Annotated in this window: 19 protein-coding genes, 1 other RNA gene and 1 riboswitch; of the genes, 9 read left to right on the top strand and 11 right to left on the bottom strand. The window is 70.1% G+C overall.

The window, feature by feature from the left end; all coding sequences use genetic code 11:
* Positions 1-20: 20 nt before the first annotated feature.
* The 5 genes from WJ12_RS12380 to WJ12_RS12360 form a co-directional block, all read right to left on the bottom strand.
* On the bottom strand, positions 21-761 hold the full coding sequence (locus WJ12_RS12380; RefSeq protein WP_034186272.1) for an SIMPL domain-containing protein: 741 nt from the start codon (positions 759-761) through the stop codon (positions 21-23).
* 181 nt (positions 762-942) lie between these two features.
* Positions 943-1,404, bottom strand: a complete 462-nt coding sequence (locus tag WJ12_RS12375) for an EVE domain-containing protein (RefSeq protein ID WP_034178770.1) — start codon at positions 1,402-1,404, stop codon at positions 943-945.
* Positions 1,405-1,474: 70 nt separating this feature from the next.
* A non-coding RNA gene (gene ssrS, locus WJ12_RS12370) (6S RNA) lies at positions 1,475-1,656 on the bottom strand.
* Positions 1,657-1,737: 81 nt separating this feature from the next.
* Complete coding sequence (locus tag WJ12_RS12365) at positions 1,738-2,052, bottom strand: cell division protein ZapA (RefSeq protein WP_011352906.1); 315 nt, start codon at positions 2,050-2,052, stop codon at positions 1,738-1,740.
* Positions 2,049-2,399 carry an ATPase gene (locus WJ12_RS12360; RefSeq protein WP_034186271.1) on the bottom strand — a complete coding sequence of 117 codons (351 nt, stop codon included), beginning with the start codon at positions 2,397-2,399 and terminating at the stop codon, positions 2,049-2,051. The genes WJ12_RS12365 and WJ12_RS12360 overlap by 4 nt, the downstream gene beginning before the upstream one ends.
* Positions 2,400-2,553: 154 nt before the next feature.
* A riboswitch (cobalamin riboswitch) is annotated at positions 2,554-2,805 on the top strand.
* A 159-nt stretch (positions 2,806-2,964) separates the two neighbouring features.
* On the opposite strand from WJ12_RS12360, the gene WJ12_RS12355 reads away from it, so the two are divergent.
* The 5 genes from WJ12_RS12355 to cobC all read left to right on the top strand — a co-directional run bounded on the left by WJ12_RS12355 (position 2,965) and on the right by cobC (position 7,227).
* On the top strand, positions 2,965-3,963 hold the full coding sequence (locus tag WJ12_RS12355; protein ID WP_059560352.1) for a FecCD family ABC transporter permease: 999 nt from the start codon (positions 2,965-2,967) through the stop codon (positions 3,961-3,963).
* Positions 3,960-4,775 (top strand): ABC transporter ATP-binding protein, encoded by an 816-nt coding sequence (locus tag WJ12_RS12350; protein WP_059560354.1) that lies wholly within the window; start codon positions 3,960-3,962, stop codon positions 4,773-4,775. The genes WJ12_RS12355 and WJ12_RS12350 overlap by 4 nt, the downstream gene beginning before the upstream one ends.
* 61 nt (positions 4,776-4,836) lie before the next feature.
* Positions 4,837-5,892 carry a nicotinate-nucleotide--dimethylbenzimidazole phosphoribosyltransferase gene (gene cobT / locus WJ12_RS12345; RefSeq protein WP_059560357.1) on the top strand — a complete coding sequence of 352 codons (1,056 nt, stop codon included), beginning with the start codon at positions 4,837-4,839 and terminating at the stop codon, positions 5,890-5,892.
* Positions 5,882-6,658, top strand: coding sequence for an adenosylcobinamide-GDP ribazoletransferase (locus WJ12_RS12340; RefSeq protein ID WP_034186268.1), 777 nt, complete (start codon positions 5,882-5,884; stop codon positions 6,656-6,658). Before cobT ends, WJ12_RS12340 begins: the two co-directional genes overlap by 11 nt.
* Positions 6,643-7,227 (top strand): alpha-ribazole phosphatase, encoded by a 585-nt coding sequence (gene cobC / locus WJ12_RS12335; RefSeq protein ID WP_059560360.1) that lies wholly within the window; start codon positions 6,643-6,645, stop codon positions 7,225-7,227. Before WJ12_RS12340 ends, cobC begins: the two co-directional genes overlap by 16 nt.
* 27 nt (positions 7,228-7,254) lie before the next feature.
* Here cobC and WJ12_RS12330 read toward each other — a convergent pair whose 3' ends face one another.
* Genes WJ12_RS12330 through cobU form a run of 4 tightly spaced genes read right to left on the bottom strand, consistent with a single transcriptional unit; the run spans position 7,255 to position 10,673 of the window.
* On the bottom strand, positions 7,255-8,172 hold the full coding sequence (locus WJ12_RS12330; RefSeq protein WP_059560362.1) for a cobalamin-binding protein: 918 nt from the start codon (positions 8,170-8,172) through the stop codon (positions 7,255-7,257).
* Entirely contained in the window at positions 8,169-9,188 is a 1,020-nt protein-coding gene (gene cobD, locus WJ12_RS12325) for a threonine-phosphate decarboxylase CobD (protein ID WP_059560365.1), read from the bottom strand. The genes WJ12_RS12330 and cobD overlap by 4 nt, the downstream gene beginning before the upstream one ends.
* On the bottom strand, positions 9,181-10,125 hold the full coding sequence (cbiB, locus tag WJ12_RS12320; protein WP_034186264.1) for an adenosylcobinamide-phosphate synthase CbiB: 945 nt from the start codon (positions 10,123-10,125) through the stop codon (positions 9,181-9,183). Before cbiB ends, cobD begins: the two co-directional genes overlap by 8 nt.
* Positions 10,119-10,673, bottom strand: a complete 555-nt coding sequence (gene cobU / locus WJ12_RS12315) for a bifunctional adenosylcobinamide kinase/adenosylcobinamide-phosphate guanylyltransferase (protein WP_034186263.1) — start codon at positions 10,671-10,673, stop codon at positions 10,119-10,121. Before cobU ends, cbiB begins: the two co-directional genes overlap by 7 nt.
* 74 nt (positions 10,674-10,747) lie before the next feature.
* Between cobU and WJ12_RS12310 the strand changes: the two genes are divergently transcribed.
* From WJ12_RS12310 to WJ12_RS12300, 4 genes are all read left to right on the top strand, one after another.
* Positions 10,748-12,250 (top strand): cobyric acid synthase, encoded by a 1,503-nt coding sequence (locus WJ12_RS12310; RefSeq protein WP_059560368.1) that lies wholly within the window; start codon positions 10,748-10,750, stop codon positions 12,248-12,250.
* A gap of 82 nt (positions 12,251-12,332) precedes the next feature.
* Entirely contained in the window at positions 12,333-12,470 is a 138-nt protein-coding gene (locus WJ12_RS36395; protein ID WP_167361873.1) for a hypothetical protein, read from the top strand.
* Positions 12,471-12,618: 148 nt separating this feature from the next.
* Positions 12,619-13,032, top strand: coding sequence for a DoxX family protein (locus WJ12_RS12305; RefSeq protein ID WP_049028495.1), 414 nt, complete (start codon positions 12,619-12,621; stop codon positions 13,030-13,032).
* 137 nt (positions 13,033-13,169) lie between these two features.
* Positions 13,170-13,838, top strand: coding sequence for a ParA family protein (locus WJ12_RS12300; protein ID WP_059560371.1), 669 nt, complete (start codon positions 13,170-13,172; stop codon positions 13,836-13,838).
* A gap of 92 nt (positions 13,839-13,930) precedes the next feature.
* Here the strand turns inward: WJ12_RS12300 and panD are convergent, their stop codons facing one another.
* Together panD and panC are read right to left on the bottom strand one after the other, a co-directional pair.
* Positions 13,931-14,317: an aspartate 1-decarboxylase gene (gene panD, locus WJ12_RS12295; protein WP_031398432.1), complete on the bottom strand. Its 387-nt coding sequence runs from the start codon at positions 14,315-14,317 to the stop codon at positions 13,931-13,933.
* A gap of 44 nt (positions 14,318-14,361) precedes the next feature.
* Positions 14,362-15,201 carry a pantoate--beta-alanine ligase gene (gene panC / locus WJ12_RS12290; RefSeq protein ID WP_034186335.1) on the bottom strand — a complete coding sequence of 280 codons (840 nt, stop codon included), beginning with the start codon at positions 15,199-15,201 and terminating at the stop codon, positions 14,362-14,364.
* Positions 15,202-15,378: the final 177 nt, after the last annotated feature.

Genomic DNA, 15,378 nt, shown 5'->3' with positions numbered 1-15,378 from the left:
TTCCGACAACGCGTGGCGCGTTACTTCATCTGCACCGAGCCGTTGACGGTAACCGACACGGTCGCCTTGCCGCCTTCGACCGCGATCGGCGCGCTCATCTTCGCGCTGTCCATCGGCGCCGCGGCCATCGCCATCATGCGCGGGTACGGCTGCACGTTGCGGCCGCTGCCGACGTTCACGTCGCGAATCGTGTAGCTGCTGTAGCCGAATGCCTTCGCGGCTTCGTCCGCGCGTGCGCGGAACGACTTGATCGCCTCGGTCGTGAGCTTCTGCTCGGCCGTGCGCTGCGCTTCAGGCGACAGCGAGAACTCGACGTTCGCGACCTGCATCAGGTTCGACAACTGGCCCGCGAGCTTCGACGCCGCGGCGAAATCGCGCGATTCGAGCGCCACCTCGGTACGGCCGCGCCACGCGGAAATCTTGCCGTCGCGATCGGTGCTCGGATACACGGAGAATGCACCCGTGTGTGCGGTGACGCCCGACACGCCCTTTGCCTGCGACAGCGCCGCGTCGGCGCGCTGGTTCAGCTGCGCCGTCAGGCTGCCCGGATCCTTGGCCTGCTGCTCGTAGAACAGCGTGATGTGGATGATGTCCTGCGGCACGTCGGCGCTGGCTTGCGACGACAGCGACAGCACGCCTGCCGGCTCGGGGAAATGCGGGTTGGCGGTTTGCGCGTGCGCGGCCGGCGACGCGAGCGTCAGCGCGACGGGAACGGCGGCGGCGAGGGCGAGCGACAGCGCGAGAGCGGATTTCTTGGTCATTGTTGGACTCCTTGTGCGAGGGCGCGCACGCGGATCACGCGTGCACGACGCGGGCGTACCGCGCGACGAAATAAACGACGGCCGGCCCGATCGGCCGACAGCGGTTGCTTAGGCTGCGCAAAAGTGCCGCGAGTTCCGTGCCGGCCGCGCGTGCTGACCAGATTTGACCTTTGGCGCGCGCCTACTTCATCAGCTTTTCGGTGATGAAGCGCCATTCGGCGCGCGTCACGGGTGTGATCGACAACCGGTTGCCCCGGGCCAGCACGCGCATGTCGGCGAGTTCGTCGTGCTCGCGCAGTGCGGCAAGCGGCACGAGCGGCGACTTCTTCACGTAGCGCACGTCGACGAGCAGCCAGCGCGGCGCTTCCTGCGTCGATTTCGGGTCGTAGTAGGGGCTTTTCGGATCGAACTGCGTGGGATCGGGGTAGGGTGTCGACGACACTTCGGCGAGGCCCGCGATGCCCGGCTCGGGGCAGCTCGAGTGATAGAACAGCACGCCGTCGCCGATCTTCATCGTGTCGCGCATGAAATTGCGCGCCTGATAATTGCGCACGCCGGTCCACGGCAGCGAGCGCTGCGGAGCGTTGGCGAGATCGTCGATGCTTGCTTCGTCCGGTTCGGACTTCATCAGCCAGTATTGCATGGATCGTGATCGACGCAGAAAGGGCTGCTACAAAAGAAAACGGCACCGGGACTCGCCCGATGCCGTTGGATAGGCCCCCGCCTTGGCCGCTAGGCCGGCATCCTGAACCTGGGGTTCAGAATTGGTCGCAGTTAGCAGCACTTCGGGTACATCAGACAGAGTGACGCGCGCGCCCGTGCTACAAATTTCCGCAACCGTGCACATGGCATTGGTTCAAGGAATATATGACCTTGGCGAACCAGGCAGGGAAGCTGACTGAACTGTGATTCGATGCGCCAATTTGACCACCGTTGACCGCCGAGATCAAGGGGAATCGACGCATCGTTTGAAACGTTACTGCGTCTCGTGCTGTGCGAGCACCGCGCCGAGCTGTTCGTTCATCTGGTGCATTGTACGACGGATTTCCTCCGCCGGAAATGCTTCACCGTGCCGCACGCTCGTTTGCAGCCGCAGCAATTCCGATGCGAGCGACAGCGCCGCCATCACCGCAATGCGATCGGTGCCGCGTACCGAACTGTTCGAGCGGATTTTCGACATTTCGGCGTCGACGCGCGCGACGGCCTCGAGCAGTGCCGCTTCGGTCTCGGCCGAACAGGCGAGACGATAGGCCTGACCGAGAATCGAGACTTCGATCTGCTTGGTGCTCATGCATGTTCTCCGTGGCTGGCCGCGTCATCGCCATCCGGGCGTGCCTGCGCATCCAGCAGGTCGAGCTGGTTGTCGGCTTGCTCCGCGCTTTTCGAGCGCGGCAGCTTTTCGAGAATCGCGTTCAGTTTCACCTGGGCGTCGTCGATCTTTGCCGACAGCGTGTCGCGCTCGGCCGCGAGCGCATTGCGTTCGTCGCGCAGTGCCGCGAGTTCCGCGCGGACCGTGTCCGCTTCCGCGCGCAATTGCGCGACCTGCTCCTCGAGCGCGAGCCGTTCCGCGTGATAGCGCTTGTTCAGCGAAATCAGACGGCCAATATTTTGAGATAAGGTTTCGAGTTCGTTGAGCATTTGCTGCGTCCTCTAAAGACCCAGCATTTTAGCGCGGAATAACGCGCAATCCGACATCTGTAACGTTTCCAGTCGTAACACCCCGGCTTCTTGCCGCGAATCGGTGCTTCCCGTGCGTGTCCGGATGCTTCCTTGACGCTCGCGCGACCGGCTCCTAAACTGGCGCCGCCTCGGTGCTCGCGCGTGGCACGCGCGGTTAAACGGGAAGCAGGGCGTGCGCTCCGGGAGCGTGCCAACCTGCGCTGCCCCCGCAACGGTAAGCGGCCGCGTCCGTCGACGCAGGCCGGCTCGGGCGCGTTTTGCGTGCAGGTGTCGCACGCGGGCGCGGGCCACTGCGCGTGAAACGCGCGGGAAGGCGAGCCGGACCGCCGCCAGCCCGGATACCGGCCGAGACGGGAAGCCCGCACGGGTTTCATGACGCGCGGCCTGCGGGGAGGCGGGGCGCGCAACGCTTCACGGAATGTTCTTCGATGCTGACCCCAATCGTCCGCGCGGCGTCCCCGTCACGTCCGGCCGGCCACCTCGAGCGGATGCGCCGCGCATCATGCGCGCGGCCGTGCACGGCATGAGCGCCGCGCGCGCCGCCGCGATCTGGGCCGCGCTGGCCGCCGTGGTCGCGCTGCTGTTCGTCGCGTCGCTGTCGATCGGCAGCGTGCCGATGTCGCCGTGGCAGGCGCTCGTGTCGCTCGTCCCGCATGGCGGCGACGCGCTGTTCGCCGAGATCGTCCGCACGCTGCGTCTGCCGCGCGCGCTCGCCGGCTTCGCGTGCGGCGCGCTGCTCGCGCTGGCCGGCGCGCTGTTGCAGGTGCTGCTGCGCAACCCGCTTGCGGAACCGTACGTGCTCGGCGTGTCCGGCGGCGCGGCCGGCTTCGCGCTCGTCGCGATGATTGCCGGCGGCGCATGGTGGCTCGTCGACGCGTCGGCATTCGCCGGTTCGCTCGTCTCGGTCGCGCTCGTGCTCGGTCTCGCGCGCCGCGCGTTGTGGCGCGGCGATTCGCGCGACGCGTCGCCGCGCCTGCTGCTCACCGGCGTCGTGATCGCGGCCGGGTGGGGCGCGCTCGTCACGCTGTTGCTGTCGCTCGCTCCCGATGCGCGGCTGCGCGGCATCATCTTCTGGCTCACGGGCGACCTGAACGGCGTGACGGCGCCCTGGTTCGCATGGGGGGCGCTGTTGCTGGCCGCATGCGTCGCGCTGCCGGCCGCGCCGCAACTGAACGTGCTGCTGCGCGGCGACGCGACCGCGCAGGCGCTCGGCGTGCCCGTCGCGCGCCTGCGCGTGCGGATCTATCTCGTCGCGTCGCTGGCGGCCGCGGCCGCGGTGACGACGGCCGGCACGATCGGCTTCGTCGGCCTCGTCGTGCCGCATGCGCTGCGGCTCGCGTTCGGCAACGACCAGCGGATGCTGCTGCCGGCCGCGATGCTCGCGGGCGGCGGCGGCGTGATGGCGGCCGACCTGCTCGCGCGCACCGCGATCGCGCCCGCGCAGTTGCCGGTCGGCGTGATGACCGCGTTGATCGGCGTGCCGGTGTTCCTGTGGATGTTGTTGAGGAGGCCGATGCGATGACGGATGCCGCACTGCGCGCGGGCGGCGGCGAGCTGCGCTGCATGGCCGTCGACCTGACGCTGAAGGCCGGCGCGCGCACGTTGCTCGACGGGTTCACGCAGGCGTTTCGGCCCGGCGAGATCTGGTGCGTCGCGGGGCCGAACGGCGCCGGCAAGACGACGCTGCTCGCGACGCTCGCGGGGTTGCAGCCGCCGGCCGGCGGACAGGTCGAGATCGACGGCCGGCCGCTGGTCGCGTGGCCGCCCGGGCCCCTCGCGCAGCGTCGCGCGCTGATGCCGCAGCAGCTGCACGACGCGTTCAGCGCGACGGTGCTCGACACGGTGCTGCTTCACCGCTATCCGTATCTCGGCGGCTGGGGCTGGGAGCGCGACGGCGATCGCGCGGCCGCGTACGACGCACTCGCGACGTTCGATCTGACCGCACTCGCGTCGCGCGATGTATTGTCGCTGTCGGGCGGCGAGCGGCAGCGGGTCGCGCTGGCCGCGACGCTGTGCCAGGATGCGCCGCTGATGCTGCTCGACGAACCGCTCGCGCATCTCGACCTGCATCACCAGATCGACTGCCTGACCGCGCTGGGCGCATGGCTCGACCGGGGCCCGCGCACGGTGCTGTTTTCGTGCCACGACCTGAATCTCGCGCGGCGTTTCGCGACGCACGCGTTGCTGCTCGACGGCCGCGGCCGCGCGTCGGCCGGCCCCGTGCACGACGTGCTGACGCCCGAACGCGCGAGCGACGCGTTCGGCTATCCGCTCGTGCTGATCCGCGAGAACGGCCGCGATGCGTTGCTGCCGGCATGGCCTGCGCGACCATGACCTTTCCTTTTCCGATTCCTCCGATGCGCGGCGCGTGCCGCGCCAACGACACGGCTTCCCGATGACGACTTCGACCCCCTTCCCGCCCGCGATCGCGCCGCTCGACGACGCGCTGCGCACGCGCCTGCAGCATGTGATCGACCACAAGACCAAGCCGCCGGGCAGCCTCGGCCAGCTCGAGGCGCTCGCGCTGCAGATCGGCCTGATCCAGCATACCGAGCGACCGGTCGTGCAGCGCCCCGTGACGATCGTGTTCGCCGGCGATCACGGGATCGCCGCCGAGGGTGTCAGCCCTTATCCGCAGGCGGTGACCGCGCAGATGGTCGCGAATTTCCTGGCCGGCGGCGCGGCGATCAACGCGTTCTCGGGCGTCGCGCAGAGCGCGCTCGAGATCGTCGATGCGGGCGTCGCGTCGCCGTTGCCGCTGTCGGACCGGCTGGTGTCGCTGCCGGTCGCGCGCGGCACGCGCAACTTCGCGGCGGAGCCGGCGATGTCGCGCGACGAGGCGACGACGGCGCTCTCCGCCGGCGCGGCGCGCGTGCGCCTGCATGCATCGCTCGGCACGAACGTGATCGGCTTCGGCGAGATGGGGATCGCGAACACGTCGTCGGCCGCGTGCCTGATGAGCCGCCTCCTCGACGTGCCGGTCGACGCATGCGTCGGACGCGGCACGGGCCTCGACGACCAGGGGCTCGCGCACAAGCGCGCGGTGCTCGGCCGTGCGCTCGTCAAGCATTCGCATGCGATCGCGCCGCTCGACGTGCTCGCGACGTTCGGCGGTTTCGAGATCGCGATGATGACGGGCGCGTATCTCGCGGCCGCGAGCGAGCGGATGACGATTCTCGTCGACGGCTTCATCGCGACGGCCGCGCTGCTCGTCGCCGAACGCATCGTGCCCGGCGTGCGCGACTACTGCGTGTTCTCGCATACGTCGCACGAGGCCGGCCACCGGCGCATGCTCGAGCATTTCGGCGCGAAGCCGCTGCTCGCGCTCGACCTGCGGCTCGGCGAAGGCACGGGGGCGGCGCTCGCGCTGCCGCTCGTGCGCGCGGCGGCGGCCTTCCTCAGCGAGATGGCGAGCTTCGAGTCGGCCGGCGTCGACAATCGTGACGCCTGATCGCGTGCGCGGCGTGCGGGCCGAACTGCGCTACTTCTTCGTCGCGCTCGGCTATTTCACGCGCGTGCCGGTGCCGCGTTCGATCGGCTACGCGGCCGGCGATCTCGACCAGGCCGCGCGTTATTTCCCGCTCGTCGGCGCGTGCGTCGGCGCGTGGGGTGCGCTCGTCTATCTCGCCGCGCTGCGGGTGCTGCCCCCGTCGATCGCGGTCGGGCTGTCGATGGCGGCAACCCTGCTCGCGACCGGCGCGTTCCACGAGGACGGCCTCGCCGACAGTTGCGATGCGTTCGGCGGCGGCTATACGCGCGACGACGTGCTGCGCATCATGCACGACTCGCGGATCGGCACGTTCGGCGCGGTCGCGCTCGTGATCACGCTCGGCCTGAAATGGCAGGCGCTTGCGTCGATGCTGCCGCTGCGCGCCGCATGGACGATGATCGCCGCGCATGCGGCGAGCCGCGCGGCGGCCGTGAGCCTGCTGATGACGCTCGACTACGTGCGGCCCGAAGGCAAGGCGAAGCCGGTCGCGCAGCGGATGGGCGGTCGCGCGGCGTGCGTCGCGGCGGTATTCGGATTGCCCTGGCTGTTCTGGCCCGACTGGCGCATGGGCGTTGCCGTGTGCGCGGCGCTCGTGCTCGTGCGCGCATGGGCAGCCCGCTATTTCGTGAAGCGGATCGGCGGTTATACGGGCGACTGTCTCGGCTTCGCGCAGCAACTGTGCGAACTGGCGATCTATCTCGTGGTGCTCGGATGGACGTCGTCCTGATCCGTCATCCGGCCGTCGATATCGAGCCGGGCATCTGCTACGGGCGCAGCGACGTGCCGCTCGCCGCGCCTGCCGACGCCGGCGCGCGGACCGTGCGTGCGCATCTGTCGGCGCTCGGCGCGCCGTTGCCCCGACAGGTCTGGACGAGCCCGTTGACGCGCTGCGTATCGGTTGCCGAGCGGCTCGCGCAGGTGTTCGACGTGCCGCTGCGGTGCGATGCCGACTGGCAGGAGATGGATTTCGGCGCGTGGGAAATGCAGCGCTGGGACGATATCGATCGCGCGGCGCTCGATGCATGGGCGGCCGACCTGATGCATGCGTGTGCGCACGGCGGCGAAAGCGTCGCGCGGCTCGTCGAACGGGTGGCACGGCGGGCCGATGCGCTTGCGCGGTTCGATGAACCGCAATGGGTCGTCACGCATGCGGGCGTGATCCGCGCGTTCGCGTCTCACGTATTGCGGGTCCCCCTCGAGACGCTGCTGTCGCGGCCGGTGCCGACGGGCGGAGGTGTCTGGCTGCGGGCGGACCACGGCGCGCGAGCATGGGAAGTCATGCACTGGAGCGCATAGGCGCGCAATGCGCCGGCGGCGCGTGACTCAGCGCGCCGGCCGCCGTGCCCGCGCGGCATCGAGATCCTCGCACAGCGCGGCCGCGCCCTGTGCGATCCGCGGCGACGGCCGCGTCAGCAGATCGCCGTCGATCGCGAACAGGTTGTTGCGCGTCACGGCCGTCAGCGCGGGCCACGCGCGCCAGCGCGCCAGGCTCGGCAGCGGTTCGTTCGAACGGGTCGCGCCGGCGCTCGTCGTCACGATCGCTTCCGGATTGGCCGCGAGCACGGCCTCGTCGGTGACGGTCGGTGCGAGCGGCTTGAGCGATGCGAACACGTTGCGGCCACCGCATAGCTCGATCACCTCGTTGATCAGGTGTGTGCCGTTGAGCGTCGTCAGCGGCCGGTCCCAGACCTGGAAGAACATCGTGACGGGCGCGCGCGCCGCGTAGCGTGTGCGCAGTGCCGCGATGTCGCGCGTATAGGCGGCCGCGGCGACATCGGCCGCCGGCTGCGTGCCGAGCAGCGTGCCGAGCCTGCGCAGCGACGACGACACGTCGTCGAGATGCTTCGGTTCACTGAAGAACAGCGGGATATGCAGCGCACGCAGCGCGTCGGTCTGCCGCTCGGCGTTGCCGTGCCGCCAGACGACGATCAGGTCGGGTTTGAGCGCGGCGATCCGTTCGAGGTCGAGCGCCTTGTTGTCGCCGACGCGCGGCACCGCCTGCGCGGCGGGCGGATAGTCGCTGTACGTGACGGTGCCGACGAGCTTCGCCCCACCGCCGGCCGCGTAGACGAGTTCGGTCGCGTGCGGCGCGAGGCTGATCACGCGTTGCGCGGCGGCGGGCAGCGTGACGGTGTTGCCGGCATCGTCGCGCGTCGCGACTTCGGCGCGGACGAGCGGCGCGTGCGCAAGCGCGGCCAGCATCGCGACCGGCGCCAGGCGGCGAAACCTGCGCGGGCTCATGCGGGTGCCCGTTGCAGCAGCGGCACGCAGTGCGCGAGCGCGTCGCCGAGGCGCCGCCATTCGGCTTCGCTGCCCGGCAGGCCGACGCGTAGGCTCGACGGTGCCGGGAAGTGCCGCGTCCAGATGCCATGCGCCGCGAGCGCCGCGTGCAGTGCCGCGGCGCGCGGGTCGTCGGTCCAGCTGAAGAGCGGCGTTGCACGAACCGCGAAGCCGTGTGCGCGCAGCAGCGCGGCCAGTCGTTCGCCGTCGGCCGCGAGCCGTTCGCGGGCGGCAGCCTGCCACGCGCGATCGTCGAACGCCGCGGTCACGGCATGACGTGCAGGACCGCCGACCGTCCACGCGCCGAGCATGTCGCGCAGCGCGGCGATCCGTTCCGGGCTCGCGAGCACGAAGCCCGCGCGGATGCCGGCGAGCCCGTAGAACTTGCCGACCGAGCGCAGCACGACGAGCCCCGGGCGATCGACCTGCGGCGCGAGCGATTGCGACGCACCCGTATCGGCGAACGCCTCGTCGACGATCAGCGTGCCGCCGCGTGCCGCCAGTTGCGCATGCCAGCCGAGCAGGCGCTCCGCCGGCACGAATTCGGCGGTCGGATTGTTCGGATTCCCGATCATGACGTGGCGCAGCGTTGCCGGCAGCGTATCGGTGCCGATGTCGAGCGGCACGACGCGATGGCCGTGCCGCGCGAAGGCAGGCGCGTATTCGCCGTACGCGAGCGCCGCGACACCGGCGTCGCCGGCCGGCAGCAACGCGGGCAACGCGCGGATCGCGGCCTGGCTGCCGGCGACCGGCAGCACGTGTGCGGGATCGGGCGCGCGGTAGTACCGCGCGGCGCAAGCCGCGAGGCCGTCGCCGTCGTCGGGCAGCCGCCGCCATGCGTCGGCCGGAACCGGCGGCACCGGATAGCCGACCGGATTGATGCCGGTCGACAGGTCGAGCCAGGCGTCGTACGGAATGCCGTGGCGGCGGGCGGCTTCGTGCAGGTTGCCGCCGTGCGCGATGGGGGTATCAGACATGATGGGCGGCCATGGCGAGTGCGCCGCTCGCGACCAGCAGCGCGAGCCACAGGGCAAGCGTGCGCGTGACGAGCGACAGCGCGGCGACGATGTGAAGGGCGGTGGCCGAGGCGCCCGTGCCGAGCGCCGGGCGATCCTCGATCTCGCCGTGATAGACGGCCGGACCGCCGAGCTGCACGTTCAGGCTGCCGGCGCCCGCTGCCATCACGGGGCCCGCGTTCGGGCTGTCCCAGTGACGCGCCTGCGTGCGCCAGCAGTGCCATGCGGCGGCCGTGTCGCCGAGCAGTGCGTAGCTCGCGGCCGTGAGGCGGGCGGGCAGCCAGTTCAGCGCGTCGTCGAGACGCGCGGCGGCCCAGCCGAAGGTCAGGAAGCGCGGCGTGCGGTAGCCCCACATCGCGTCGAGCGTGTTCGCGAGCCGGAACAGCAGTGCGCCGGGACCGCCCGCGACGACGAACCAGAAGAGCGCGCCGAAGATCGCGTCGTTGCCGTTCTCGAGCGCCGATTCGACGGCCGCGCGCGACAGCGCGCCTTCGTCCGCGTCGCTCGTGTCGCGCGACACGATGCGGGCGGTCAGCGTGCGGGCGGCGGCGAGGTCGTGCCGCAGCAGCGCGGCAGCGATCGGCGCGACATGGTCGGCGAGGCTCTTCGCGCCGAGCGCGAACCACAACAGCGCGACGTGCAGCGCGGCCGCGAACGGCCACGGCAGCACGGTGACGAGCCATGCCGCGACGGCCACCGGCGGCACGACGGCCGCGATCCACGCGGCGACGCCGACCATGCGGCCGCGCCGGCCCGTGTTCAGCGCGCCTTCGAGGCGTGCGGCGAGGCGGCCGAACGCGACGAGCGGATGCCAGCCGGCCGGCTCGCCGAGTGCGCGGTCGACGATCGCGGCCGCGACCGCGAGCATCGCGACGACGGGCAGCGACAGCATCAGCATGACGATGCTCCGGCCTTCAGGTCGAGCGGCAACCCGGCGACGAGCAGCGTCACGCGCGTCGCGAGCGCGGCAACGCGCTGGTTCAGGCGCCCGAGTTCGTCGACGTAGCGGCGCGTGACCGACCCGAGCGGCACGACGCCGAGCCCGATCTCGTTGCTGACGACGATCACCTTCGCGCGTGCGCCGCGCAATGCGTGCTCGAGACGGTCGGCCTGGGCCGCGTACTGCGCATCGTCGAGCGGTGCGCCGTCGGCCGGGCACAGCAGGTTCGTGAGCCACAGCGTCAGGCAGTCGACGAGCAGGCACGCGTGCGGATCGTCGAGCCGCGCGAGGGTGCCCGCGAGATCGACGGGGGCATCGGCGAAGCCCCAGTCGGCCGGCCGGCGCGCGCGGTGATGCGCGATGCGCTGCGCGAATTCGGCATCGGCGGCGATCGCGGTCGCGATGTAGGTGACGGGGCGGCCGCTGTCGGCGGCGAGCCGCTCGGCGTGAGCGCTCTTGCCCGAGCGCGCGCCGCCGAGGACGAAGGTGAGGTCGTGCGGAATCATCGCGTGATTGTAACGGCGCGCGCGACCCGTCGCGGGCGATAATGCGGCCTTTGCTTAGCGACGACCTTGACACGATGAATGCACCCGAGCCGCGGCCGCGCGGCACGCTGATGATCCAGGGCACGACGTCCGATGCGGGCAAGAGTACGCTCGTCGCGGGTCTGTGCCGCCTCGCGCGCCGCGCCGGCGCACGCGTGGCGCCGTTCAAGCCGCAGAACATGGCACTCAACAGCGCGGTGACGGCCGACGGCGGCGAGATCGGTCGCGCGCAGGCGCTGCAGGCGCTGGCCGCGGGCGTCGCGCCGCATACGGATTTCAACCCCGTGCTGCTGAAGCCGACGAGCGACCGCGGTGCGCAGGTGATCATTCACGGCAAGGCGCGCATGAACCTCGACGCGCGCGCGTATCACGACTACAAGCCGGTCGCGTTCGATGCGGTGCTCGAGTCCTATGCACGCCTGCGCGCCGGTTACGACACGGTGATCGTCGAAGGCGCCGGCAGCCCGGCCGAGATCAACCTGCGCGAAGGCGACATCGCGAACATGGGCTTCGCCGAACGCGTCGACTGTCCGGTCGTGCTGGTCGCCGACATCGACCGCGGCGGCGTGTTCGCGCATCTGGTCGGCACGCTCGCGTGCCTGTCGGACAGCGAACGCGCACGCGTGCGCGGTTTCGTGATCAATCGCTTCCGCGGCGACATCCGGCTGCTCGAGCCGGGGCTCGACTGGCTGCGCGCGCAGACGGGCAAGCCCGTGTTCGGCGTGCTGCCGTACCTGCACGGGCTGTTGCTCGACGCCGAGGACATGCTGCCCGCGCAGGCGCGCAGCGCCGCCGCGCGCGGCGATGCCGACGTGCTGCGCGTCGTGGTGCCCGCGCTGCCGCGCATCAGCAACCACACCGATTTCGATCCGTTGCGGGCGCACCCGCAGGTGGAATTCACGTACTGGAAGAGCGGCCCCGTGCCGGACGCCGACCTGCTGATCCTGCCCGGTTCGAAGAGCGTGCAGCGCGATCTCGCATGGTTGCGCGACGCGGGCTGGGAGGCGGTGATCCGTCGCCACCTGCGCTACGGCGGCAAGGTGATCGGCATCTGCGGCGGGATGCAGATGCTCGGGCGCACGCTCGACGATCCGCTCGGCCTCGAAGGCGCGCCCGGCAGCGTGCCGGGGCTCGCGCTGCTCGATTTCGACACGACGCTGCGGCCCGACAAGACGCTGAAGAACGTGACGGGGCACCTCGCGCTGCCGGGCGGCGGCGCCGTGCGCGGCTACGAGATCCACATGGGCGACACGCGCGGGCCCGCGCTCGCGGCGCCCGCGCTGACGCTGGCAGCCGGCGGCACGCAGGACGGCGCGCGGCCGGACGGGGCGGTGTCCGCGGACGGCCAGATCCTCGCGACCTACGTGCACGGGCTGTTCGACACGCCCGACGCCTGCGCGGCGCTGCTCGCCTGGGCCGGGCTCGACGGCGCGGCGCGCATCGACTATCCGGCGCTGCGCGAGGCATCGCTCGAGCGGCTGGCCGACACGTTCGCCGACCATCTCGATCTCGACGCGCTGTACGCCGAATTTCGTTGACGCGCGGGCGGCCGGCTCTCGCTTTTTCCGCCCGATCGCGTACAACAGAGGAGGGCGGAGGTCCGCCCGGAGGTGTGCGACGATGAAGGCTCGATGGTGGTGGAGCGTGCTGCTCGCGGCGCTGCTGGGCGTGTCGGCGGTGGCGCACGCGTGCGATTCGCCGGCGCCCGGCGGCCCGTCCGGCTCGGGCGACGCGACTCAAGGCAAGCGCGGCTACTGACGTATCGCAACGGGCATGATCGGTCATGCCTTTTTTTAATCCGATTCGTTCCTGTTTGGAGATAGTTAAAGCGAATTGGCGTGTTTATCGGTCGAAATGATTCGAATAGAGTGCGATCCATTCTCATCCACTCATGAAGGAATCCGCCATGAACGCCAATCGCCTGAACGATTTCGCCGCGACGCTGCTGCGAGTCACGCTCGGTGTGCTGTACCTCGCGCACGTCGCGCAGAAGGTGTTCGTCTTCACGCTGCCCGGCACCGCGCAGTTTTTCGCGTCGATCGGCCTGCCGGGCTGGCTCGCCTACCTGACGACGTTCGTCGAGCTGGCGGGCGGCCTCGCGCTGCTCGCGGGCGTGCGCGTGCGCGTCGCCGCGCTCGTGCTGCTGCCGTTCATGCTCGGCGCGACCGCCGCCCATCTGCCGAACGGCTGGAGCTTCGCGTCGCCGCACGGCGGCTGGGAATATCCGGCGTTCTGGGCCGTCACGCTGGCCGTGCAGGCGCTGCTGGGCGGCGGCGCGTTCGCGATCGGCGCGCCGGAGGCCGCGGTCCGGCGCGCGTAAGTCGGACGAAAGTGGTGCGCGGATCGGCGCAACCCGTTCCGGTGACACCCCGTTTGCCGATATCATCGCTCCCTGTATCCGCAATCGAGCGGCGCCAGCCATGCGGCCGGCGCCGCGTGGCTTCTTCGGGGGAATTCATGACGGTGATCGTGGTGGCGAATCCGAAGGGCGGCGTGGGCAAGAGCACGCTGTCCACCAATCTTGCCGGTTATTTCGCGGCGCAGGGCGCATGGGTCGCGCTCGCCGACCTGGACCGGCAGCAGTCCGCGCATGCGTGGCTCGACCTGCGGCCGGCCGGCCTGCCGCCGATCGAGGCGTGGGATCTCGACCCGGACGCGCCGTCGAAGCCGCCGCGCGGCCTCGAATATGCGGTGATCGACACGCCGGCGGGCCTGCACGGCACCCGCCTCAACCTCGCGCTGCAACTGGCCGACAAGGTGATCGTGCCGCTGCAGCCGTCGATGTTCGATATTCTCGCGACCCAGCAGTTTCTGGAGCGCCTGGCCGGCGAGAAGGCCGTGCGCAAGGGCAGCGTCGAGGTCGGGATCGTCGGGATGCGGGTCGACGCGCGCACGCGCTCGTCCGACCAGCTGCACCGCTTCGTCGAAGGGCTCGGCCTGCCGGTGCTCGGCTACGTGCGCGACACGCAGAACTACGTGCAGATCGCCGCGCACGGCCTGACGCTGTGGGACGTCGCGAAGAGCCGCGTCGAGAAGGATCTCGAACAGTGGCGGCCGATCGTCGAATGGGCCGAGCGCCGGCCGCCGAAGTCGGAAAAGGCCGAGAAGGTCGCCAAGGCCTCCTGAGCGCGCAGCCGCCGCGCACGCACGACGAAACGAAAAGGGCCGGATCCCGTGCAGTACGGGATCCGGCCCTTTGTCCGTGGGCGGCAGCCGGGTTACGTCCAGTTCTGCGTCGGCACGTGATCGCGGTGGCCCTTGATCTTGTTGCCGTCGTCGATGAACACGAGCTTCGGCTTCCAGCCGGCCTGCAGTTCGGCTTCGTCGACCATCGCGAACGCTGCAATGATCACGAGGTCGCCGAGCTGCGCGCGGCGCGCGGCCGAGCCGTTCAGCGAGATCATCCCGCTGCCGCGCTCGCCCTTGATCGCGTACGTCGAGAAGCGCTCGCCGTTGTTGATGTTCCAGATGTCGATCCGTTCGTTTTCGACGATGTTCGAGGCTTCGAGCAGGTCTTCGTCGATCGCGCACGAACCTTCGTAGTGCAGTTCGCAGTGCGTGACCGCCGCACGGTGGATCTTCGATTTGAGCATGTGGCGCTGCATGGTGTCTCCGTGATGCGATATGAGAGGCGCGGGCGGGCCGCCCGTCAGATTTCCAGGTTGTCGATGAGGCGCGTCGCGCCGAGCTTCGCGGCCGCGAGCACGACGAGCGGCTCGCCGGCTTCGAGTTCGGCGGCGCTCGGCGCGATCAGGTTCGCGCGGCGGCGGATCGACAGGTAGTCGGGCGCCCAGCCGCGCTCGGCCAGGTGCGTGCGCGCCTGTTGCTCGAGCTTGCCGAGATCGCGCTCGCCGCCGAGCACGCTTTCGCGCATGCGCTGCAGCGTCTTCGCGAGCTCCGGCGCTTCCTTGCGCTCGTCGGTCGACAGGTAGCGGTTGCGCGACGACAGCGCGAGGCCGTCCTCGTCGCGCACGGTTTCGGCGGCGATGATGTCGACCGGCAGCGCGAGCTGCTGGCACATGCGGCGCACGATCATCAGCTGCTGGTAGTCCTTCTTGCCGAACACGGCGACGCGCGGCTGCACGCAGGCCATCAGCTTCGACACGACCGTGCATACACCGGTGAAGAAGCCGGGCCGGAACTCGCCTTCGAGGATGCCGCCGAGATCGTCCGGCGGCATCACGCGGTATTCCTGCGGTTCCGGGTACATGTCGCGCTCGGTCGGCGCGAACAGCACGTAGACGTTTTCCTTCTGGAGCTTCTCGATATCGTCCTGCAGCGTGCGCGGGTACTTGTCGAAATCCTCGTTCGGGCCGAACTGCAGCCGGTTGACGAAGATGCTCGCCACGACCGGGTCGCCGTGCTGGCGCGCGAGACGCATCAGCGACAGGTGCCCTTCGTGCAGGTTGCCCATCGTCGGCACGAACGCCGTGCGGTTCTGTCCGCGCAGCTGGTCGCGCAGTTCCTGGATCGAGCTGATGACTTTCATGATCGGGTAGCGGGTTTCCTCGCGCATGCGCGCGTTGGCGCCGCGGCAGCGGCGTCGGGGTCGAAGCGGAGCACGCCGGCGCGCGGGCGGCGCATCGGCGTCGGCGGATTGTAGAGGATTTGGCCGCCGGACGCACCGATAAAAGAACGATCGTTCATTTTTTATCCGGGCGTGGCG

It is taken from the genome of Burkholderia seminalis (assembly GCF_001718535.1).
GTDB classification, from domain to species: domain Bacteria; phylum Pseudomonadota; class Gammaproteobacteria; order Burkholderiales; family Burkholderiaceae; genus Burkholderia; species Burkholderia seminalis.
Note: the sequence above shows the minus strand (reverse complement) of the source record. Positions and strands in the feature narration are given on the sequence as shown.